The organism is Candidatus Accumulibacter phosphatis (assembly GCF_000024165.1).
GTDB lineage: Bacteria > Pseudomonadota > Gammaproteobacteria > Burkholderiales > Rhodocyclaceae > Accumulibacter > Accumulibacter phosphatis.
Genome location: NC_013194.1, coordinates 2,561,781 through 2,582,886 on the forward strand (window position 1 = coordinate 2,561,781; position 21,106 = coordinate 2,582,886).

A 21,106-nucleotide genomic window follows, 5' to 3' on the forward strand; every position below is an offset into this window, starting at 1 on the left:
TTCACTCACTGGAGCCTGACCATGCCAACCCCGCGTTTCATTCAGATTCACACCTTGCACACCTACCCGGCCGCACTCCTCAATCGTGACGATGCAGGGCTTGCCAAACGTCTGCCATTGGGCAACGCCGTCCGTACCCGGATCTCTTCGCAGTGCCTGAAGCGACATTGGCGGGTAGTGGAAGACCGGTTCGCCCTGTCTTGCCTGGACGTGCCGATGGCGATTCGCTCGCGTGGCACCCTGGAATTGATCAGCAAACGGATTCAGGAAAGCGGGGTCTCGGAGACCATGGCTCAGGCCGCCGCCGAAGCCATGCGGGATGCTGGTTTGCTGGACAAGGGGGGCAAGGAAAAGAAGGGCGACGACGCTTTGAAAACCGGCCAAGCAGTGTTGCTGGGCAAGCCTGAAATCGACTATCTCGTTAGGCGCTGCGTCGATCTTGCGAGTGATGGCGTCGAAGAAAAAGGGTTCAAGGAATTGATCACCCTATGGCTGAAGGGCAAAGACGAAAAGAGAAATATCGAGGCCCTCAAGCACGGCAGTGGTCTGGAGTCCGCCCTGTTTGGTCGCATGGTGACATCGGACGTGCTGACCAGTCGCGAGGCAGCCGTTTACGTCGCGCATGCCTTCACCGTCCACCAGGCGCAGGTGGAGAACGACTATTTCACGGTGGTGGACGATCTTCTGCAGGATGCCGGGGAATTGGGCTCAGCGGGCATCTTCGACACCGAACTCGCCTCTGGCCTTTACTATGGCTATGTCGTAGTGGATGTGCCGCAACTCGTTCAGAACTTGGAAGGCGAGGACTTCAACGAATGCTTCGCATCCGGCACCCCAGCCGATCGTCGTGTCCTTGCCGGGCAGGTCGTACAGCATCTGCTGCATTTGATCGCTACCGTCAGCCCAGGTGCCAAACGCGGTTCCACCGCGCCTTTCGACTGGGCCAAGTTCATGCTCGTTGAAGCCGGCGACTGGCAGCCCCGCAGTCTGGCCGGAGCCTTCCATGATGCACTGCCGCTCAGTGGGAGTGGCGGCACCATTCGCGAGCGAACTGTCGACCGTCTGACCAAGGAAATCGCCGCCATGGACGATGCGTATGGGGCGCCTCTGTCACGCCGTTTTCTTGCCATTGACCAAGAGGTGCAAGTCCCCGGCGCCGAGCGACTGAATTTGGCCAGCCTGGCAGATTGGGCAAAGGAAATCATCGAACAAGGGGCGTGCTGAAATGCCTCGCCATCTCTTGATGCGACTGGAGTCACCGTTGATGGCCTTTGGCGGTGAGACCATCGACAACTACGGGGTGATTCGCGATTTTCCCGCGCTGTCCATGGCCACGGGTCTGTTGGCCAATGCTCTGGGCTATCGGCGGGAAGAAAGCGAATCGCACGATCGTTTGCAGGCCCGTTTGCTGGTGGGCGCACGGCTGGATGGTGACGTGCAGCGGCTGACCGATTTTCAGACCGCGCAACTGGGCAAGGATGACAAAGGCTGGACGACCTGGGGAGTTGCCGAGGAGCGTCGCGGAGGGGCAGATTCCTACAAATCGCCTCATCTCCGCTACCGCGACTACCACGCCAGCCTGAATGTCCTCGTCGCCCTGCGCCTCGAGCCTGCTGCCGAATCCCCGACGCTCGATGATCTGGCGCAGGCTCTCGATCATCCGGCTCGCCCGCTTTTCATTGGCCGCAAGACCTGCCTGCCCAGTCGACGCGTCTTCGCTGGCTGGCATGAAGCCGAAAGCGTCCTCGCTGCCCTGCAAACGGCGCAGTTGCCCGACAAGGCCAAGCACCTGCGGGTGCAGTGGCCGGAAGGCGAGGGCATCCTTGCCGGCGATCGCTCTCTGGACCTGTGCGACGAGCGCAACTGGATGAGCGGCGTCCATGGCGGTTGGCGGCCTGTGCGCGAAGGTCACTTCGTCTTGCCGGGATCCCCGACATGAGCCTTCAGCTATTGCGTCTGCAGCCGGCTCCCACTGCCTTGGCCCTTTGGGCCACCCGCTGTCGGCTGTTGTCGCCGGATGGCGATTTCGGCTATGCCTTGCATGCCTTGCTCAGCGAAGCTTTTGGCGATCTGGCGCCGAAGCCCTTCCATTATCTGGGCGGGCGGCAAGGTTTGCTGGCTTACACCGCGGCCGACCTGGAGATGCTGCGCCTGAACGCCAGCCTCGCACCACCGGACGTGGCTCGGGCACTCGGGTTGGATCATCTGGATGCACGCCCGTTTCCTACAGCTTGGCGGACAGGACAGCGGTTGGGTTTCGAGGCGCGGGTTCGTCCGGTGGTGCGTGGCAAGGATGGGCGAGAGAGGGATGCCTATCTACATGCTGTGGAGGGCACGGTCGACACCGGGCAAGTCGGTGTAGACGGCAGCATCGCCGAGCGCACCGCGATCTACAGTGACTGGCTGGCAGCGCAGTTTGCGTTCGATGGCGCTGCGCAGATTGCGGAAGCGCACCTCGACTCCTTCCGGCTCACTCGCGTTCTGCGTAAAGCGGGGAGCGGCGAAAACGGCAAGCGGAAGACGACGAACAACGCCGGCCCGGATGTCGTCTTCAAGGGTCACTTGCAGGTGAGAGACCCGCCAGCCTTCAACCGTCTGCTGGGACGAGGAATCGGTCGGCACAGGGCTTTCGGCTTCGGCATGTTGCTGCTTAGGCCGGCCGGGTCATGCTGAAGGGACGGCTCGGGCTGGAAACGGCCCGTGTTCCGCATGTCGACCGGCACGGCCTGATCTGGCTTGAGCGCGGCGAACTCTGCGTCATCGATGGCTGCCTGCATTTCATGGCCGGCAAGGACTCGCTGACTCCCTACATCCTGCAGGTGCCACATCAGGCCGTATCCATGATCCTGCTCGGGCCGGGCAGCAGCGTCACCCACGATGCCCTGCGCTTGCTCGCGCGGCATGGCACCTTGATGGCGGCAGTGGGGCAGGATGGAGTTCGAACCTATACCGCCCCCCCATTGTTGCCGGATCGCTCCGATGTCGCCAGGCGCCAGGCTGAACTGTGGGGAAGCCCCCGCCGACGCATCAGCGTTGCCCGGCACATGTATGCGCTGCGTTTGGGCGAGGTTCTCCCGCACCGTGATCTGGACACCTTGCGAGGAATCGAAGGTGCCAGAGTCAAGGCGATCTATCGTCTGATGGCGGAGAAATATGGCATTTCCTGGGAAGGCAGGCACTACGACCGCAACAACCCGGGAGCGGCAGACATGCCAAATCAAGGCATCAATCATGCGGCAACCGCGGTGCAGGGCGCAGCAGCCATAGCCGTGCAGGCATTGGCTGCGATTCCTCAACTTGGTTTCGTCCATGAGGATTCAGGACAGGCATTTGTGCTTGACATCGCCGATCTTTTTCGGGACACGGTCACCCTTCACATCGCCTTCACCGCGGCGAAGAAATCTATCAATGGCGACGAAACCACCATCGACCGCCTTGTCCGCCGGGAGGCGTCCACCGTATTTCGCAAGCAAGATGTCATCGCCAGCATGATCGACAAGATCAAGCTCGTACTACGGACGGAGGAAAACGATGGCACTGGTAGTAATAGTGACGCGTGATGTTGCCTATCGATACCGAGGCTTCCTGGCGTCGGTTATGCTCGAGGTCGCGCCAGCCGTGTACATCTCGCCCCGTATGAGTCCGGCAGTCAGGGGCCGCGTTTGGGACACCTTGTCGAGCTGGTTCTCGGCCGAGCCGCAAGGTAGTGTCGTCGTTGTCTGGCGCGATCTGAATGAAACCGGGGGTGTTGGGATCAAGACGCTGGGTGAGCCGTCGAAGGAGCTTGTCGAGGTTGACGGCCTCTGGCTGGTGAAACGGATGGTATAAAGTGCTCTTTAACAAAATGAATCGATGTTGAGGTTTTCTCTTGTAGTTCATAGGGCTACCTACAAGAGTTTCCCCCGCGTCAGCGGGGATAGGCCCCACGCCGTGACGGAAGGGCTGATCACGAAATGGTTTCCCCCGCGTCAGCGGGGATAGGCCCGCGCGGCATGGCCTGGCGCATGGGCTTGGCGGGTTTCCCCCGCGTCAGCGGGGATAGGCCCCCATCGCTCCAGGCGACACGCCGCAAGCGGCGGTTTCCCCCGCGTCAGCGGGGATAGGCCCACGCGGCCATCGAATTCGGTGGTCTTGCCGCCGTTTCCCCCGCGTCAGCGGGGATAGGCCCTGTGCTGGCGCGTGAAGTCGCAGCCCATTGGCGTTTCCCCCGCGTCAGCGGGGATAGGCCGCAAAGCCACAATCTTTTCTGACGGCCACCCGGGTTTCCCCCGCGTCAGCGGGGATAGGCCCCGGCGTGTTCGAATTCAATGGTCTTGCGCTCGGTTTCCCCCGCGTCAGCGGGGATAGGCCCGCCTGCCGGCTGGCCTTGCGCATCGGGCTCGGGTTTCCCCCGCGTCAGCGGGGATAGGCCCGGGCGGCCCATACCGGTGACGCCCTTGGTAGGGTTTCCCCCGCGTCAGCGGGGATAGGCCCCTTCCCGGCGCATGTCGTCGGCACCTGACTAGGTTTCCCCCGCGTCAGCGGGGATAGGCCCTTTTCGATCACTTCCTGGCCTTGCACGGCAAGGTTTCCCCCGCGTCAGCGGGGATAGGCCTCAGCCCCTACGAGCGCACCGACGACCCGATTGGTTTCCCCCGCGTCAGCGGGGATAGGCCCTTTGGGCGCAAGGATGACGCCGAACGAGAAGTGTTTCCCCCGCGTCAGCGGGGATAGGCCCTGGGCCGCCGGAATGGAGGCGACGCTTTACCTGTTTCCCCCGCGTCAGCGGGGATAGGCCCGCGCGGCATGGCCTGGCGCATGGGCTTGGCGGGTTTCCCCCGCGTCAGCGGGGATAGGCCCCTCGGGCGGTGCACGTTGGTGTGTCTCGGATGGTTTCCCCCGCGTCAGCGGGGATAGGCCCCAAGGCTGATGGGCTGCTGTGCCGACTCCCCGGTTTCCCCCGCGTCAGCGGGGATAGGCCCGCAGAGCTAAGTGGCCGGCCGCTTGCGGACGGGTTTCCCCCGCGTCAGCGGGGATAGGCCCGCCCGGAGCAATCCGGGCTCACATTTGGATAGTTTCCCCCGCGTCAGCGGGGATAGGCCCATCCTGTGCAAGCGGGCGTTTGTCGGCTGGTGGTTTCCCCCGCGTCAGCGGGGATAGGCCCAGATTATTTCCGCGCGCAAAGCGGCCGGGCTAGTTTCCCCCGCGTCAGCGGGGATAGGCCCACATGAAAGCGACTCAGATGAATGAATATCCAGTTTCCCCCGCGTCAGCGGGGATAGGCCCCACGGCGACGACCGGGGCGGGCAGCATACCGAGTTTCCCCCGCGTCAGCGGGGATAGGCCTTCGCGAAGCCTCCACGAGTAACCGGCGTGTTCGTTTCCCCCGCGTCAGCGGGGATAGGCCCCACAGGAGAACGAGATGAGCGAATTATTGAAAGTTTCCCCCGCGTCAGCGGGGATAGGCCCGAGGTTCCCATGCTGGCGTCGTCGATGACGGCGTTTCCCCCGCGTCAGCGGGGATAGGCCCGGCGCCCGTTAGCTATGGGTGTTATTCGGGCAGTTTCCCCCGCGTCAGCGGGGATAGGCCCTTACCACTGCCCCAAGGTGGCGAGCTTGCGCGGTTTCCCCCGCGTCAGCGGGGATAGGCCCTGGCGGTAGCTCAAGGTTTCCTTGATGGCATTGTTTCCCCCGCGTCAGCGGGGATAGGCCCGCTCTGGCGGGAAGGTCGCGATCTCCGCCAGAGTTTCCCCCGCGTCAGCGGGGATAGGCCCGAGTGGGATGCTTCCTACGCTATCAGTCGTTGGTTTCCCCCGCGTCAGCGGGGATAGGCCCAGCCAAGCCAACCCACTCCAACAGCTTGCGCCGTTTCCCCCGCGTCAGCGGGGATAGGCCGCATGCAGCGCGTGGCGCAGCAGGTGATCTCAGGTTTCCCCCGCGTCAGCGGGGATAGGCCCCCGTAGCCCATCAGCCGAAAATCCTTCTTCGCGTTTCCCCCGCGTCAGCGGGGATAGGCCCCAGACCGGCCGCCGGTGGTGGTGGTGGCGGTTGTTTCCCCCGCGTCAGCGGGGATAGGCCCGGGGCCGCTGTGCGGTCCGACACATAGGCCCGGTTTCCCCCGCGTCAGCGGGGATAGGCCCCGCCCCATGAACAGCGAAGACGGGCAGATGGAGTTTCCCCCGCGTCAGCGGGGATAGGCCTTTGCGAAGCGTCAGGCTACCCGTGCCTGAACAGTTTCCCCCGCGTCAGCGGGGATAGGCCCCGATAGACGGCCACGATGCGCGAGGCCCATACGTTTCCCCCGCGTCAGCGGGGATAGGCCGAACGGGGACCGGGCTGGCTACGCGTCAAGCTGGTTTCCCCCGCGTCAGCGGGGATAGGCCCTTACCATTGCTTTCGCGCTTGCGCACCGACCAGTTTCCCCCGCGTCAGCGGGGATAGGCCCCAGGAGTCTACGTGATGAGTGCAGCAGTTCAGGTTTCCCCCGCGTCAGCGGGGATAGGCCCCGCCGTAGCAGGCTGATGTGCCCGTCGCACTCGTTTCCCCCGCGTCAGCGGGGATAGGCCCATCTCTTGGGAGCAAATCCGCAATCCGTCGTCGTTTCCCCCGCGTCAGCGGGGATAGGCCCACCCGGTCTAGTCTTTCCCGTTTGAGATACTCGTTTCCCCCGCGTCAGCGGGGATAGGCCCGGATAGGCCGCTCACGACTGCCGAGTATGTCGGTTTCCCCCGCGTCAGCGGGGATAGGCCCGAGTTCGCCAAGTCTGCCGCGCAGAATATCCAGTTTCCCCCGCGTCAGCGGGGATAGGCCCGAGTCCGGCCGCCCGACGCGCTGCTCATACGGGTTTCCCCCGCGTCAGCGGGGATAGGCCCCTCAAGGCGCAGATTGCCGCGCTCGAGGACAAGTTTCCCCCGCGTCAGCGGGGATAGGCCCCTGGGGCGAGACAGGAGAACGAGATGGCGATGGTTTCCCCCGCGTCAGCGGGGATAGGCCCGCTTACCGTAAGCGTCAGAGTAAAGACAAGACGTTTCCCCCGCGTCAGCGGGGATAGGCCCGAGATTGTCGAAGCCGCAGCGATGCCGGCGCCGTTTCCCCCGCGTCAGCGGGGATAGGCCCAAGACGGCGCCCGCACAGGCCCCGGACAACCCGTTTCCCCCGCGTCAGCGGGGATAGGCCCTTTGGCGATCCAGATGCGACTTTGACGAATCCGTTTCCCCCGCGTCAGCGGGGATAGGCCCCTCGCCGCACTTCCGCCACCAGCCACCAGCCTGTTTCCCCCGCGTCAGCGGGGATAGGCCCTCGCCCTCAACACTGACGAAAACCCCGTTAACGTTTCCCCCGCGTCAGCGGGGATAGGCCCGGCGGACGCGAAGCGCTGCACCACTATTTGGTGTTTCCCCCGCGTCAGCGGGGATAGGCCGCAAAGCCGGTTACGTCAGCGGTCTGCGCTACTGTTTCCCCCGCGTCAGCGGGGATAGGCCCGCTGGCGTAACCGGCCTTGCGCCTGGAAAGGAGTTTCCCCCGCGTCAGCGGGGATAGGCCGTGACGTTGACGCCAGACTCGGATCGGGCCGCCGTTTCCCCCGCGTCAGCGGGGATAGGCCCGGCTGCTGCAAAGTGCTCGGTCTCGCACTCGAGTTTCCCCCGCGTCAGCGGGGATAGGCCCATGTCGCGCGGCACATAGTCGGTGCCGACAGCGTTTCCCCCGCGTCAGCGGGGATAGGCCCGGGTGCGGCCACTCTCCGCGCTCTTGCAAGTGGTTTCCCCCGCGTCAGCGGGGATAGGCCCATTTGGTCAAGCGCATCCGCGGCTCGCGCGTAGTTTCCCCCGCGTCAGCGGGGATAGGCCCGAGGTGGCTCTCGACCTGGCCGCCGCCTTCAAGTTTCCCCCGCGTCAGCGGGGATAGGCCCCCGATTGGTGCATACGCTGTTGTCGACGCCATGTTTCCCCCGCGTCAGCGGGGATAGGCCGCGGCGATGTGGGCTAAGGTGGTGCGGAATGCGGTTTCCCCCGCGTCAGCGGGGATAGGCCCTGGATTGCGGCGGTCGAGATTCGGCAGGATTTGTTTCCCCCGCGTCAGCGGGGATAGGCCCCGCCCGTTCCGCTACCTGGAAAACGTCAGCGCGTTTCCCCCGCGTCAGCGGGGATAGGCCCGTGCTTGGCTCCGCCGGCATTCGCCTGCAGATGTTTCCCCCGCGTCAGCGGGGATAGGCCCACGCGACAGGGCGAATCGACTTGATGGTTGCCGTTTCCCCCGCGTCAGCGGGGATAGGCCCCATTCCAGGCCATCCCCCTCCATGCCGTGGAAGTTTCCCCCGCGTCAGCGGGGATAGGCCCGACATGGGTCGCGCCGACCGAAGACGAAGAGCGTTTCCCCCGCGTCAGCGGGGATAGGCCCCATGCGGAGGCGTAATGATTTACTCCGGCCCAGTTTCCCCCGCGTCAGCGGGGATAGGCCCAGAATATTGCCCCCGACCAAGCCGTCGACCAAGTTTCCCCCGCGTCAGCGGGGATAGGCCCTTACGACTGCCTCCAGCCCGAATCGCTCGGTCGTTTCCCCCGCGTCAGCGGGGATAGGCCCGCGACCGTCTATCCGACAAGTTCAGGCACCAAGTTTCCCCCGCGTCAGCGGGGATAGGCCCGTATCCAGCGGACGATGTCACCATACCCGGCAGTTTCCCCCGCGTCAGCGGGGATAGGCCCCGCCGCCGATCCACCTTTGACCCGCCCGACACGTTTCCCCCGCGTCAGCGGGGATAGGCCCCGAAGGAATGCTGAAAGGGTTTGGCGACGCAAGTTTCCCCCGCGTCAGCGGGGATAGGCCCCTCGAGCTGGACCGCAATCTGGAGTCTGCCCTGTTTCCCCCGCGTCAGCGGGGATAGGCCCGACGCCATCGAGGCGATCGAGGCGCAGATCGGGTTTCCCCCGCGTCAGCGGGGATAGGCCCGTCCGAGCATCGCGGCGTATCAAAGCGCGGGGGTTTCCCCCGCGTCAGCGGGGATAGGCCCTCCACAGCGTAGAAATGCCGCCACCTCCCGGGGTTTCCCCCGCGTCAGCGGGGATAGGCCCGAGGCGATATTGCTGCAAGCCACGGGCACGGCGTTTCCCCCGCGTCAGCGGGGATAGGCCCGGCGGCTGTCGTGGTGTATTTGCCAGGCCAGAGTTTCCCCCGCGTCAGCGGGGATAGGCCCCATGCAAGGTGCTCAGGTATCCCGGCGGGGTTGTTTCCCCCGCGTCAGCGGGGATAGGCCCCCGCACCACGACGACACCAGCTTACTACGGCCGTTTCCCCCGCGTCAGCGGGGATAGGCCCTCGCCCATATCGGTATCTGTCCAGAGCGCAGCGTTTCCCCCGCGTCAGCGGGGATAGGCCCTGCTGCGGGATCATCGCGTCGGCACGCCCGGCGTTTCCCCCGCGTCAGCGGGGATAGGCCCTGTACGGTCGGGGGTGCTGGATATATATCGAGGTTTCCCCCGCGTCAGCGGGGATAGGCCTTGCGGACACCTGCACGCGCTGCGCCGCCGACAGTTTCCCCCGCGTCAGCGGGGATAGGCCCTCGGGATACATCGTAGTCGATACGCTCAGGGTGTTTCCCCCGCGTCAGCGGGGATAGGCCATACTGCAATGGCGCCTCGCCGACGCCCCGAAAGTTTCCCCCGCGTCAGCGGGGATAGGCCCCGCTGGCGCCGATCGCGACGACCACGCCAGCGGTTTCCCCCGCGTCAGCGGGGATAGGCCCCGTCGATCGCGACATCAGCACCGACACGGACCGTTTCCCCCGCGTCAGCGGGGATAGGCCCCAGACGACGCTGTACCTCAAAATCTACCAGCTGTTTCCCCCGCGTCAGCGGGGATAGGCCCAGCGACCACGCGCTAAACCCTCTCGACCGCAAGTTTCCCCCGCGTCAGCGGGGATAGGCCCCCGGCCGGCACGAGGTCGGTCGTGGTTTCCGTGTTTCCCCCGCGTCAGCGGGGATAGGCCCACCAGCGTGGCGCCGGTGGTCAAGAAGGGCGCGTTTCCCCCGCGTCAGCGGGGATAGGCCCGTCCGACGCGAAACGCCCATACACCACATTTGGTTTCCCCCGCGTCAGCGGGGATAGGCCCAAGAGTGCTGGTTCCACACTTGCGACAAGGACGTTTCCCCCGCGTCAGCGGGGATAGGCCCGGTGCATCAGCCTCCGACACCGGCAGCCAAGAGTTTCCCCCGCGTCAGCGGGGATAGGCCCGGCCCTACCCTCCGGGCGTCTATTCCATCTGCGTTTCCCCCGCGTCAGCGGGGATAGGCCCCAGGGGCATAACACCACCATGTCGCCCTGCTGGTTTCCCCCGCGTCAGCGGGGATAGGCCCGGCAGGACCGATAGACGCCCCTTGACCCAATCGTTTCCCCCGCGTCAGCGGGGATAGGCCCTTCGGCGGCGAGTCAGTAAATGGCGGATCGGCGTTTCCCCCGCGTCAGCGGGGATAGGCCCAACTCGGGACTTACTTCGACCACGCGCCGGACGTTTCCCCCGCGTCAGCGGGGATAGGCCCCGAAAAAAAGGCGCGTTAGACTCGATTTTTGAGTTTCCCCCGCGTCAGCGGGGATAGGCCCGAACTGCACCCGACGGCCGTCGAGATTTTCGAGTTTCCCCCGCGTCAGCGGGGATAGGCCCGGCGCGGAGCTTCTCGAGGTCGCCGAGCTTGGGTTTCCCCCGCGTCAGCGGGGATAGGCCCGATAAGCAGCGGCGCGTCCTGCTGGCCATGGCGTTTCCCCCGCGTCAGCGGGGATAGGCCCGGGGCGGCTGTGCCGTCCGCACATTGGCGAGGGTTTCCCCCGCGTCAGCGGGGATAGGCCGTCGTGCTGCCGGGCACCAGACCGGCAGCGAAAGTTTCCCCCGCGTCAGCGGGGATAGGCCGGTGCCTGGGAAGTGGATCAGGGCTTGACACACGTTTCCCCCGCGTCAGCGGGGATAGGCCCCACGTCACGCTGAATCTCGTCACGCTCGCATCGTTTCCCCCGCGTCAGCGGGGATAGGCCCGGCACCGAGTGGATCAGCAGCGTCGACGGGCTGTTTCCCCCGCGTCAGCGGGGATAGGCCCACCTCGACTACGGCCGCGAGTACGACGCCGGCGTTTCCCCCGCGTCAGCGGGGATAGGCCCTCCTGATGCATTAGTGACCACGGTATAGAGTGGTTTCCCCCGCGTCAGCGGGGATAGGCCCTCGCACACAGCCTCAATTCGGCCGATCCGCGCGTTTCCCCCGCGTCAGCGGGGATAGGCCTCAAGCCGGCGGCGGAGATGACACCGCCCAGCGGTTTCCCCCGCGTCAGCGGGGATAGGCCCCGCCTTCTCGCTGGGCGGTGTCATCTCCGCCGGTTTCCCCCGCGTCAGCGGGGATAGGCCCAGCGCATTGGCGGTGGCCTCCTTGGCCGACTGGTTTCCCCCGCGTCAGCGGGGATAGGCCATCGACCGACCTTGGCGAGACGTGGACGACGGTGTTTCCCCCGCGTCAGCGGGGATAGGCCCTACTTCTACGACACCGGCCCGTTCGGCTTGGCGTTTCCCCCGCGTCAGCGGGGATAGGCCCTACTTCTACGACACCGGCCCATCCGGCTTGGCGTTTCCCCCGCGTCAGCGGGGATAGGCCTTGTGCACTCAGAGGAACACGTCATGCCCAAGGGTTTCCCCCGCGTCAGCGGGGATAGGCCCGTAGAAGTAACCGGCAAGCCCCGCTAGGTGCTGTTTCCCCCGCGTCAGCGGGGATAGGCCCGCGCCTCCTCTTCCTCGTCGTGCCGACGAAATGTTTCCCCCGCGTCAGCGGGGATAGGCCGCGGCATAATTACCTGACTCCAGAGCAAGTTGAGTTTCCCCCGCGTCAGCGGGGATAGGCCCCTGGGGCGCCTGCAGTACGCCGCCAAGCTCTCGTTTCCCCCGCGTCAGCGGGGATAGGCCCATGATCGCCGAGCACACTGAGCCGCTGGAGCCGTTTCCCCCGCGTCAGCGGGGATAGGCCCGGCCTGGCGATCGCTACCGGACAAGGCTGCTCGTTTCCCCCGCGTCAGCGGGGATAGGCCCTCTCTGGCTACCTGCGCAAGCAACCAGGCTGGTTTCCCCCGCGTCAGCGGGGATAGGCCCACCGCCGAGCGCCTGGCGCACCTGGTGCGGCAGTTTCCCCCGCGTCAGCGGGGATAGGCCCGAACGCATCCGGCGCGCGCACTACGTGCGAGAGTTTCCCCCGCGTCAGCGGGGATAGGCCCGCCGGGTCTGCGGGGAAGTGCAGGTAGCCAGGGTTTCCCCCGCGTCAGCGGGGATAGGCCCAAAATGACCCAGCCAAAAATGATTGCCGCTCTGTTTCCCCCGCGTCAGCGGGGATAGGCCCACGAGGCATCTCGCAAAGCTGCGCTTAAAGCCGTTTCCCCCGCGTCAGCGGGGATAGGCCCAAGGTGGCGCGGCCAGCGGCCCACGCGGCCGTGTTTCCCCCGCGTCAGCGGGGATAGGCCCCAGCAGGAGCAGCTTGGGAAATCCGCGCGCGTGTTTCCCCCGCGTCAGCGGGGATAGGCCCCTCTACACCGACCAGACGCTGTCGACGCTGATGTTTCCCCCGCGTCAGCGGGGATAGGCCCGAGGTCGGCATTCTCGAAGGGCACAATTCTGCGTTTCCCCCGCGTCAGCGGGGATAGGCCCCAGCAGTGGCCAGCCACGCAGGACGTGCCCAAGTTTCCCCCGCGTCAGCGGGGATAGGCCCGGTGACGGAAGTTCAGGACATACCGGGCAAGCGTTTCCCCCGCGTCAGCGGGGATAGGCCCCGACCCGTCCGGGCAGTCTATCCACTTCTCCGGTTTCCCCCGCGTCAGCGGGGATAGGCCCGATGTAGGCCAGGCCACGCCAGGCCGGCGCGTGTTTCCCCCGCGTCAGCGGGGATAGGCCGTGCCGAAGGTCGGCGATGTAGCGCCGAATGGTGTTTCCCCCGCGTCAGCGGGGATAGGCCGTGTGGCCACTGCGGGGTATATCTCGGGTGGCAGTTTCCCCCGCGTCAGCGGGGATAGGCCCCATCGACGACGGCCAGCGCCTGGTCGAACAGTGTTTCCCCCGCGTCAGCGGGGATAGGCCCGGTGGGCGAGATTCGCGACTCGCGGCCGTTGCGTTTCCCCCGCGTCAGCGGGGATAGGCCCCGCAGCACGGGCAGGGCTCGCAGCGCTGCGAGGTTTCCCCCGCGTCAGCGGGGATAGGCCCGTCGTCCGGCTTGTGGGATTCGGCAGTATGGGGTTTCCCCCGCGTCAGCGGGGATAGGCCGCCAAGGGTCGAGGGCTTGGCGTATACCGCACCGTTTCCCCCGCGTTAGCGGGGATAGGCCCCGGGCGACAGTCTCGCCCCCGGCTGACCTACAGTTTCCCCCGCGTCAGCGGGGATAGGCCCCGGGCGTGCCCGAAGTCGTCGAGAGATGCTTAGGCGCTGCGGGGCCTGCCGCGTTCGCTGTAGTAGATCGCGGCCTCGTCGAGTTCGGCCAGCGCCGGCGGCAGGATGACGATTTTCATGTCGGCCGGTGGCTGGCGATTCTGGCGCGGGTCTGCGCAATGGCTTCGTCGATATCAACGGTGCCAATCTCACCGCGGTCGAAAGCGTCGGCTCTGCGCTCGAGTTCTTCCTGCCACGCGGCCAGGATTTCGTCGTCCTCCGCGAGGCTGGCGAGCAGGCGTTCAGCGAGATGGACGCGGTCGGCGGTAGCCAGTTGCAAGGCCGCGGCTTCAATGTCTTCAAGGGGTGAGGCAATCATGATTCGATCCTCCAGTGTGCTTGCTGCAATGCTAACTCATGCACTTTGGCGATGCCGTATCCAGCGCGAAGCCAATGCTCGCCGAGCCGCTCGAGCCGACTGAGATTTCCGCCCTGCAGCAGTGGAGCTACTGCCCGCGTCAGTGCCCCTGGATCCACTTCGAGCGGGTGTTCGAGGACAACCTTCTCACTGAGCGTGGACAGGCATTGCACAAGCGGGTCGATGATCCGGGCTTCGAGGTGCGCGACGGGCTGAGGGTGGAGCCCGCTTTGCCGATTTTCTGCGATCACCTCAAAGCTCCGGATGTCATGTCGCTCGCGCTGCCAGATGCTCGGCTTGTCGCGCGGTGAGTGTCAGTGCAGCCCGGTCTCGTCGGTTTCCTGAACTGCGTTGGCGAGCAGCCGTATCCAACGCTCGCGCCCGTCCTTGCCCGCCTTCCAATTCCTGACTTCAGCGTGGAATCGCGCCTCCTGGATCGCCAGCGGCGCTCCGCTCACACCTCTATCACCAACTCGCTTTCGATTGCGACTGGGTTCCGACAGGCGGTGTTTTCTCGACAGCACCCCCTATCCGTCGATGCCGGTCAATTCAGTGCGGAGCGAACCGGAAGCGAATACCGATTGCCCGAGAAAGCAGTAGGCGGCTATAATGCTCGGCTTTTTCCACCTTGCTCCACCGTTCGCATGCCGGGGGGCTTCAACCATAGGGAGTGTTCATGCGCCATTACGAAATTGTTCTGATCGTCCATCCGGACCAGAGCGAACAGGTGCCGGCGATGATCGACCGGTACAAGACGCTCATCGCTTCGCGTGCCGGACAGATTCACCGTCTCGAGGACTGGGGTCGGCGCCAGTTGGCCTATCCGATCCAGAAGCTGCACAAGGCGCATTACGTCCTGCTCAACATCGAGTGCGACAACACGACGCTGGCGGAACTCGAGCACGGCTTCAAGTTCAACGACGCCATCCTCCGTCACCTGACGATCAAGACCAAGCGCGCGGTCACGACGCCTTCGCCGATGATGAAGGACGAGAAGTCGAAGTCGATGCTGGAAGTCCGCGAGCCGGCGCCGGCTGAACCTGCTGCGCAGCCGGCCGCCTGATTCTCGAGGCTCTGCTGAACCGCGTCGAGCTCAGTGGGATCCTGATCGAGCGCAAGGCTTTGCGCTTTACGCCGGCCGGCGTACCAGTCACGGAATGCCTTATCGGGCATCAATCAGAGCAGATCGAAGCGGGTAGCCCACGGCGTGTCGAGTGTGAAGTCCAGGCGATTGCCTTGGGTCCGACGGCGCGCTGGCTGCAGGCGGCGACCCCGGGGGCCGCGCTCCAGCTGACGGGTTTTCTCGCTGCCAGGAGCCGCAACAGCAAGCAGCCAAGACTGCATGTAATTACGATTGAATTTGTCGAAGGAAATCAAGATGGCAAGGTTCTTCAAGAAGAAGGATGACAAGAACGTCAAGAAACGTGGTAGCGGTCTGTTCAAGCGGCGCAAGTTCTGCCGCTTCACCGCGGAGAAGATGGAGGAGATCGACTACAAGGATGTCGATCTGTTCAAGGAGTATGTGGCCGAGAACGCCAAGATCATGCCCGCGCGCCTGACCGGCACCAAGGCCGGTTATCAGCGGATGTTGTCGGTGGCGATCAAGCGCGCTCGCTTCCTGGCGCTGCTGCCGTACACCGACAATCACCAGTAAGCGAGGACAGGACGATGCAAATTATTCTGATGGAAAAGGTCGGCAACCTCGGCAACCTGGGCGATCTGATCAAGGTCAAGGACGGCTACGCGCGCAATTTCCTGATTCCTACGGGTAAGGCCAAGCGGGCGACGCCGGTGGCCCTCAAGGAATTCGAGGCCAAGCGCGCCGACCTTGAAAAGGCGGCCGGCGACAAACTGGCTGCCGCCCAGGCGCGTGCCGAGGAACTGGCCGGTGTCGTCGTCAGGATCGCCCGCAAGGCCGGCGTCGATGGCCGTTTGTTCGGCTCGGTGACCAACTTCGACGTCTCCGACGGCCTGCGCGCGCTCGGTTTCGAGGTCGAGAAGTCGTCCGTGCGCATGCCCGCTGGCCCGCTCAAGACGATTGGCGAGAGCCAGTTGGCGGTTGCCCTGCACGGCGACGTGACGGCGACGATCACGGTGGCGGTTGTTGCCGAACAAATGAAGCTGTAGTTCGCCGATCGGGCGCCGCCTGCCGGTGCCGGGACGAAAGCCTTGCCCGCGGGCAAGGCTTTTTTGCGTCCGGGTGTCAGCAAGGTACGCGCGCGGGGTAAACTTGCGCGCTTGCTCGTCTCGTTTCAGCTAGCGGATTCTTCATGGCCAGGTCGTTCGATTCATCCCTCTCCGAGGACGGGCAGCGCGCGAACAATCGCACGGGGCGGCGCGAGCGCGGTCCACAAGCGGACTCGGTGCTTTCCGAGTTGCGCGTGCCACCGCACTCGCTGGAAGCCGAGCAGTCGGTCCTCGGTGGCTTGCTGCTCGACAATGCCGCTTTCGACAAGATCGCCGATCTGATCGCGGAGGGCGATTTCTACCGCGACGAGCACAGGCGGATTTACCGCCAGATTCGCAAGCTGCTCGAGCGCGGCAAGCCGGCCGATGCGGTGACGGTTGCCGAGAGTCTCGAGCAGGCAGGCGAGGGCAAGGAGACCGGGGGCCTGGCCTACCTGGGTGAACTGGCGGCCAATACGCCGTCGGCGGCGAACATCCGGCGCTACGCCGAGATCGTTCGCGAACGGGCGATTCTGCGGCAATTGGTGACCGCCGGCGACGAGATCGCCGGGAGTGCGCTGAACCCGCTGGGTCGCGACCCGAAGACGCTGCTCGACGAGGCCGAGGCGAAGGTTTTCGCGATTGCCGAAGGTGGTTTTCGCCACCAGAGCGGCTTTGTGCACATCAATCCGCTGCTCACGCAAGTGGTCGAGCGCATTCAGGAACTGCACGATCGCGACAATCCGTCGGACATCACCGGCGTGCCGAGCGGCTATCACGACCTCGACGGCAAGACCTCCGGCCTGCAGGGGGGCGACCTGCTGATCGTTGCCGGGCGTCCGTCGATGGGCAAGACCTCGTTCGCGCTGAACATCGCCGAGCATGTGGCGATCGAAGTGGGGCTGCCGGTGGCCATTTTTTCGATGGAGATGGGCGGCACGCAGTTGGCCATGCGGATGCTCTCTTCGGTGGGGCGGCTCGATGCGCATCGTGTGCGTACCGGTCGCCTCAACGACGATGAATGGTCGCGCTTGTCCTTTGCGCTGGGCAAGATGCACGAGGCGCCGATCTATATCGACGAGACGCCGGCGCTCAATCCGATCGACCTGCGCGCGCGCGCGCGCCGTCTGCACCGCCAATGCGGCCAGCTCGGGCTGATCGTTGTGGACTATCTGCAGTTGATGTCGGCGACGTCGCACGGTGAGAACCGGGCTACCGAAATCTCGGAAATTTCGCGCTCACTGAAGGGCCTGGCCAAGGAACTGGGCGTTCCCCTGATGGCGCTCTCGCAGCTTAATCGTTCGCTCGAGCAACGGCCGAACAAGCGGCCGGTAATGTCGGATCTGCGTGAGTCGGGCGCCATCGAGCAGGATGCAGACGTGATCATGTTCATCTATCGCGACGAGGTCTACAGTCCGGATACGCCCGACAAGGGGATTGCCGAGATCATCATCGGCAAACAACGGAACGGGCCGATCGGTACCGTGCGCCTGACTTTTCTGGGCGAGTACACGCGCTTCGAGAATTTCGCCAGTCCGGGTGCCTACTGATCTGGCGGTGCGCCGGGCCCCGCCAGGTTCAGCCGTCGACGCGGCTGGCGGTGACGGTATAGCTGAAGCGAGTGGCGTCGTTGCTGTCGAAGCGGACTCCGGCAGCTTCTGCCTGCGGGAAGACCAGGAAGGGCAGCGTCCTGCCGCTGGCGCCCTGCAGCTTGACGTCCAGGGCGGCGTTGAAGGCGATCCAGTTCATTTCCCAAAAGCCGAACAGCAGCTTTCTGAGGACGACCAGCTTGGCATCGCCATAGGTCAGGCGTTCGTCGTGGATAGACTTGCGAACGTCGGCCGGATCGACTGGAATCCAGCCGTAACCGGGCGTATAGAACTCGGCGCGGCAGTGCTGCGCGGCGCGCAGGTTGCCAACGGCGCCAAGACCGGTAAACAGGCGCGAACTGTCGATGCGCAGCCCGAAAACCGGGCGCGCCGGAAGTCCCATGGATCGGCAAAGGGCGACGAAGAGCAGCGAGATGTCGGCACTTCTGCCGCTCAGTTGACCACTGTCGAGCATCGCTTCGATGTCGCCACGACCGATGCCGCTGGCTGATGGATCGAAAGTGGTGTTTTCGACCACCCAGTCGTAGATCGCCTTGCCCTGTGCGACCGGATCCTTGATCCGGCCGATCGCACGTTCCGCGGTGCGGCGGACGAGTCCGTCGGTGGGGATCAGGTGGGTGGATTGCAGGCAGCGGCGCAGCACTTCGTTGCGTTCGGCGATACTCCCGCGCCGGGTGATGTCGAAATGGCGTTCCTGCTTGGCCACCTGGCTGACGATCTGGAGGTGCGGAGCGGCGACACCTTCCTTCCAGTCGGCGTAGAAGACTTCCATCTCGGCCACCGGGTCGCGATAGATGCCGGCGCTCTCGAAGTTGCCTTGCCAGTTGTGGCTCAGCGTGCGTTGCCAGGGGGTGTCCTTGTACTGCGCCAGCGGCAGCCACAGGCGCACCCTGCCCTTGACGTTGGCGAGTGTCATGACCGAGGTGACGTCATAGGTGCGCCACTGCGGCAGCGGTTCGTCCGGCAGGCTGATGGCGTTGCGTGGTTCGATCGCTACCGGCGGGGGAGGGGTGGCGGCGGCTGGCGCGGGCGTTTCGACGACCGGCCGGTAAGCGTGCCGGCCGCCTTTGCGGCTGCCGGCCCGGCCGCTGCCTCTTGCCTCGGCCTTCGCGCTGCTCTTGCCGCTGGCTTTGCCGCTGCTCCTGCCGCTTGCTTGGCTACCGGGCTTGGCTGCCGATTTGGCGGCAGCCTCCGAGCCGGTCTTCTTCCGGTTGGCGGCCAGTACCGACGACGGAGCCAAGAGCGAAAGCATCGCTGAAGCAGCGAGGAAATGACGTCGTTTCAATCGACTCTCCGGTAAGCGCTTGATCCTTATCGCACGGAGCTGGGAGCATGGATCGGTGGCTAGAAAACGACCGGGCCGTGTCAGAAGACACGGCCCGAAAGCGAAAATTATAGCACTTCGGCGGCGTGGTCCGCGAGGCGCGAGCGCTCGCCCCGCTGCAGGGTGATATGGCCGGCGTGCTGCCAGCCCTTGAAGCGGTCGACGACGTAAGTGAGGCCGGAACTGCCTTCGGTGAGGTAAGGCGTGTCGATCTGCGCGATGTTGCCGAGGCAGATTACCTTGGTGCCGGGGCCGGCGCGGGTGATCAGCGTCTTCATCTGCTTCGGCGTCAGGTTCTGCGCTTCGTCGATGATCAGGAACTTGCTGAGGAAGGTGCGGCCGCGCATGAAGTTCAGCGACTTGATCCGGATGCGGTTGCGAAGCAGGTCGCTGGTGGCCGCACGGCCCCAATCGCCGGCAGTTTCGTCGCTCTTGTTGAGCACCTCGAGGTTGTCTTCCAGGGCACCCATCCACGGTCCCATCTTTTCTTCTTCGGTTCCCGGCAGAAAGCCGATGTCCTCGCCGACCGGCACCGTCACCCGGGTCATGATGATCTCGCTGTAGCGTCGGTTTTCGAGCACCTGGGTGAGCCCTGCCGCCAGGGTGAGCAGCGTCTTGCCGGTGCCGGCCTGGCCGAGCAGGGTGACAAAGTCGATCTCGGGATTCATCAGCAGGTTGAGGGCGAAGTTCTGCTCGCGGTTGCGCGCCGTGATTCCCCAGACGCCATTCTTGGCATGCGTGTAGTCGATGAGCGTCTCGATCTCGGCCGTCGTCCCGGATACCTGGCGGACGATGGCACGCAGGGGCCGTTCTCCTTCCTGGAACAGGAACTGATTGACCAGCAGTTGCGAGCACACCGGCCCCCTCAGGCGGTACACGGTACGCGCCTCCTTCTTCGCGGACTCGATGCCCTGGCCGCAATCGTCCCAGAAGGCGGGCGTCAGCTCGCGCATGCCGGTGTACAGCAGGTCGGTGTCTTCCAGCACCTTGTCGTTGAAGTAGTCCTGCGCCTGCAGCCCGAGGGTGCGGGCCTTGATGCGCATGTTGATGTCCTTGGAGACGAGGATCACCGGACGCTCCGGATGCCGCCGCTGGAGGTGGATGACGACGGCGAGAATCTGGTTGTCGACCTTGGCCGTTGGCAAGCCCGCCGGCAACTCGCTGCTGATCGCCTCGGTCTGCAGGAACAGGCGGCCGCTGGCGAGTTGCCGGGAAGGGCCGTAGAGCGCGATGCCCTGGTCGATAGCGTCGTCGACGCTGTTGACGATGGCGTCGAGCGTACGCGTCACCTGGCGAGCATTGCGGGCGATCTCGGACATGCCCTTCTTGTGGTCGTCGAGCTCTTCCAGGGTCATGATCGGCAGGAAGACGTCGTGCTCCTCGAATCGGTAGACACTGGTCGGGTCGTGCATCAGCACATTGGTGTCGAGGACGAAGAGCTTGGTCGACTTTGCGGCAGCGTCCGGGTCGGCACTGACGGCAGGTTTGCGGGCCATTCTGGGTGGTTTCCCTGGGTTGTGGTGAGGGTCACTTCAGGAACTGAGGATCTGTTCCTCGCCCGCGGGCGGGAGAGGGCGGCGGGGCAGCGGCCCAGCGCTGAGGGCCTTGATCCTCGCGGTGCCTGGCTTGTGCATGCCGGTCAGACCACAGTGGAGGCAGCGCGAAGCTGCATGACGCAGTCGAGGACCGTTTGCGCGTGGCCAGCGACCTTGACGCCCCGCCATTCGTGCCGCAAGACGCCCTTGCCGTCGATGACGAAGGTGCTGCGTTCGATGCCACGCACCTGCTTGCCGTACATGGACTTCAGCTTGATCACGGCGAAGCGCGTGCAGAGCTCTTCCGCGCTGTCGGAGAGGAGATCGAAAGGCAGGTTCTGCCGCGCCTTGAAGTTGTCGTGCGACTTGATGCTGTCACGCGAGATGCCGACCACGATGGCCCCGGTCTTGACGAACTCGGCATGCAGGTCGCGGAATTCCTGCGCCTCGGTAGTGCATCCGGGCGTGCTGTCCTTGGGGTAGAAATAGAGGACGACGGTGCTGCCCCGGCAGGACGAGAGCGTGAAGGTCTGGCCACCTGTCGCGGGCAGGCTGAAGTCGTCTACGGTCTGGTCGATCATGAGCGTCTTTCCGGGTTGGAGAGCCGGATTGTTGTAAGAAAGGGGCCCAGCGGTCAAGCCGCTTGATCCAGCCCCCTGATTCTGAACGACTCGGTACGCCGGGCCGAGGCCGGGTG

At 64.9% G+C, this 21,106-nt stretch carries 15 protein-coding genes and 1 CRISPR repeat array; of the genes, 11 read left to right on the top strand and 4 right to left on the bottom strand.

The annotated features are described in order from the left end of the window. Positions 1 to 21 precede the first annotated feature (21 nt). The 5 genes from cas7e to cas2e are packed head-to-tail and all read left to right on the top strand — an operon-like array spanning position 22 to position 3,828. On the top strand, positions 22 to 1,224 hold the full coding sequence (cas7e, locus tag CAP2UW1_RS11180; protein WP_015766734.1) for a type I-E CRISPR-associated protein Cas7/Cse4/CasC: 1,203 nt from the start codon (positions 22 to 24) through the stop codon (positions 1,222 to 1,224). Between the two features lies 1 nt (position 1,225). Then, positions 1,226 to 1,939: a type I-E CRISPR-associated protein Cas5/CasD gene (gene cas5e / locus CAP2UW1_RS11185; RefSeq protein ID WP_015766735.1), complete on the top strand. Its 714-nt coding sequence runs from the start codon at positions 1,226 to 1,228 to the stop codon at positions 1,937 to 1,939. Beyond that, positions 1,936 to 2,673, top strand: coding sequence for a type I-E CRISPR-associated protein Cas6/Cse3/CasE (cas6e, locus tag CAP2UW1_RS11190; RefSeq protein WP_015766736.1), 738 nt, complete (start codon positions 1,936 to 1,938; stop codon positions 2,671 to 2,673). Before cas5e ends, cas6e begins: the two co-directional genes overlap by 4 nt. Beyond that, positions 2,667 to 3,560 carry a type I-E CRISPR-associated endonuclease Cas1e gene (gene cas1e / locus CAP2UW1_RS11195; protein WP_015766737.1) on the top strand — a complete coding sequence of 298 codons (894 nt, stop codon included), beginning with the start codon at positions 2,667 to 2,669 and terminating at the stop codon, positions 3,558 to 3,560. The genes cas6e and cas1e overlap by 7 nt, the downstream gene beginning before the upstream one ends. Further along, entirely contained in the window at positions 3,532 to 3,828 is a 297-nt protein-coding gene (cas2e, locus tag CAP2UW1_RS11200) for a type I-E CRISPR-associated endoribonuclease Cas2e (RefSeq protein WP_015766738.1), read from the top strand. The genes cas1e and cas2e overlap by 29 nt, the downstream gene beginning before the upstream one ends. A 67-nt stretch (positions 3,829 to 3,895) precedes the next feature. Further along, a CRISPR array of direct repeats spans positions 3,896 to 13,377; the repeat unit is 29 nt; unit sequence GTTTCCCCCGCGTCAGCGGGGATAGGCCC. A 115-nt stretch (positions 13,378 to 13,492) separates the two neighbouring features. Here cas2e and CAP2UW1_RS23775 read toward each other — a convergent pair. Further along, entirely contained in the window at positions 13,493 to 13,735 is a 243-nt protein-coding gene (locus tag CAP2UW1_RS23775; protein WP_015766739.1) for an addiction module protein, read from the bottom strand. A gap of 38 nt (positions 13,736 to 13,773) precedes the next feature. Between CAP2UW1_RS23775 and CAP2UW1_RS11210 the strand changes: the two genes are divergently transcribed. The 6 genes from CAP2UW1_RS11210 to dnaB all read left to right on the top strand — a co-directional run bounded on the left by CAP2UW1_RS11210 (position 13,774) and on the right by dnaB (position 17,490). Next, entirely contained in the window at positions 13,774 to 14,085 is a 312-nt protein-coding gene (locus CAP2UW1_RS11210; protein WP_049778568.1) for a hypothetical protein, read from the top strand. A gap of 365 nt (positions 14,086 to 14,450) precedes the next feature. After that, positions 14,451 to 14,837, top strand: coding sequence for a 30S ribosomal protein S6 (rpsF, locus tag CAP2UW1_RS11215; RefSeq protein ID WP_015766741.1), 387 nt, complete (start codon positions 14,451 to 14,453; stop codon positions 14,835 to 14,837). Between the two features lie 14 nt (positions 14,838 to 14,851). After that, the gene (priB, locus tag CAP2UW1_RS24535; protein WP_199931701.1) at positions 14,852 to 15,181 is read left to right on the top strand and encodes a primosomal replication protein N; all 330 of its coding nucleotides are present in this window, start codon (positions 14,852 to 14,854) and stop codon (positions 15,179 to 15,181) included. Then, positions 15,153 to 15,428 carry a 30S ribosomal protein S18 gene (rpsR, locus tag CAP2UW1_RS11225; RefSeq protein ID WP_015766743.1) on the top strand — a complete coding sequence of 92 codons (276 nt, stop codon included), beginning with the start codon at positions 15,153 to 15,155 and terminating at the stop codon, positions 15,426 to 15,428. The genes priB and rpsR overlap by 29 nt, the downstream gene beginning before the upstream one ends. Before the next feature lie 14 nt (positions 15,429 to 15,442). Next, positions 15,443 to 15,901: a 50S ribosomal protein L9 gene (gene rplI, locus CAP2UW1_RS11230; RefSeq protein WP_015766744.1), complete on the top strand. Its 459-nt coding sequence runs from the start codon at positions 15,443 to 15,445 to the stop codon at positions 15,899 to 15,901. 143 nt (positions 15,902 to 16,044) lie between these two features. Continuing rightward, entirely contained in the window at positions 16,045 to 17,490 is a 1,446-nt protein-coding gene (dnaB, locus tag CAP2UW1_RS11235) for a replicative DNA helicase (protein WP_015766745.1), read from the top strand. Positions 17,491 to 17,518: 28 nt separating this feature from the next. On the opposite strand, the gene CAP2UW1_RS11240 is transcribed toward dnaB, so the two are convergent. The 3 genes from CAP2UW1_RS11240 to CAP2UW1_RS11250 all read right to left on the bottom strand — a co-directional run bounded on the left by CAP2UW1_RS11240 (position 17,519) and on the right by CAP2UW1_RS11250 (position 20,990). Then, the gene (locus CAP2UW1_RS11240; protein ID WP_199931451.1) at positions 17,519 to 18,835 is read right to left on the bottom strand and encodes a transglutaminase-like domain-containing protein; all 1,317 of its coding nucleotides are present in this window, start codon (positions 18,833 to 18,835) and stop codon (positions 17,519 to 17,521) included. 107 nt (positions 18,836 to 18,942) lie between these two features. After that, positions 18,943 to 20,370: a PhoH family protein gene (locus CAP2UW1_RS11245; RefSeq protein ID WP_015766747.1), complete on the bottom strand. Its 1,428-nt coding sequence runs from the start codon at positions 20,368 to 20,370 to the stop codon at positions 18,943 to 18,945. A gap of 143 nt (positions 20,371 to 20,513) precedes the next feature. Further along, positions 20,514 to 20,990: a peroxiredoxin gene (locus CAP2UW1_RS11250; RefSeq protein ID WP_015766748.1), complete on the bottom strand. Its 477-nt coding sequence runs from the start codon at positions 20,988 to 20,990 to the stop codon at positions 20,514 to 20,516. Positions 20,991 to 21,106: the final 116 nt, after the last annotated feature.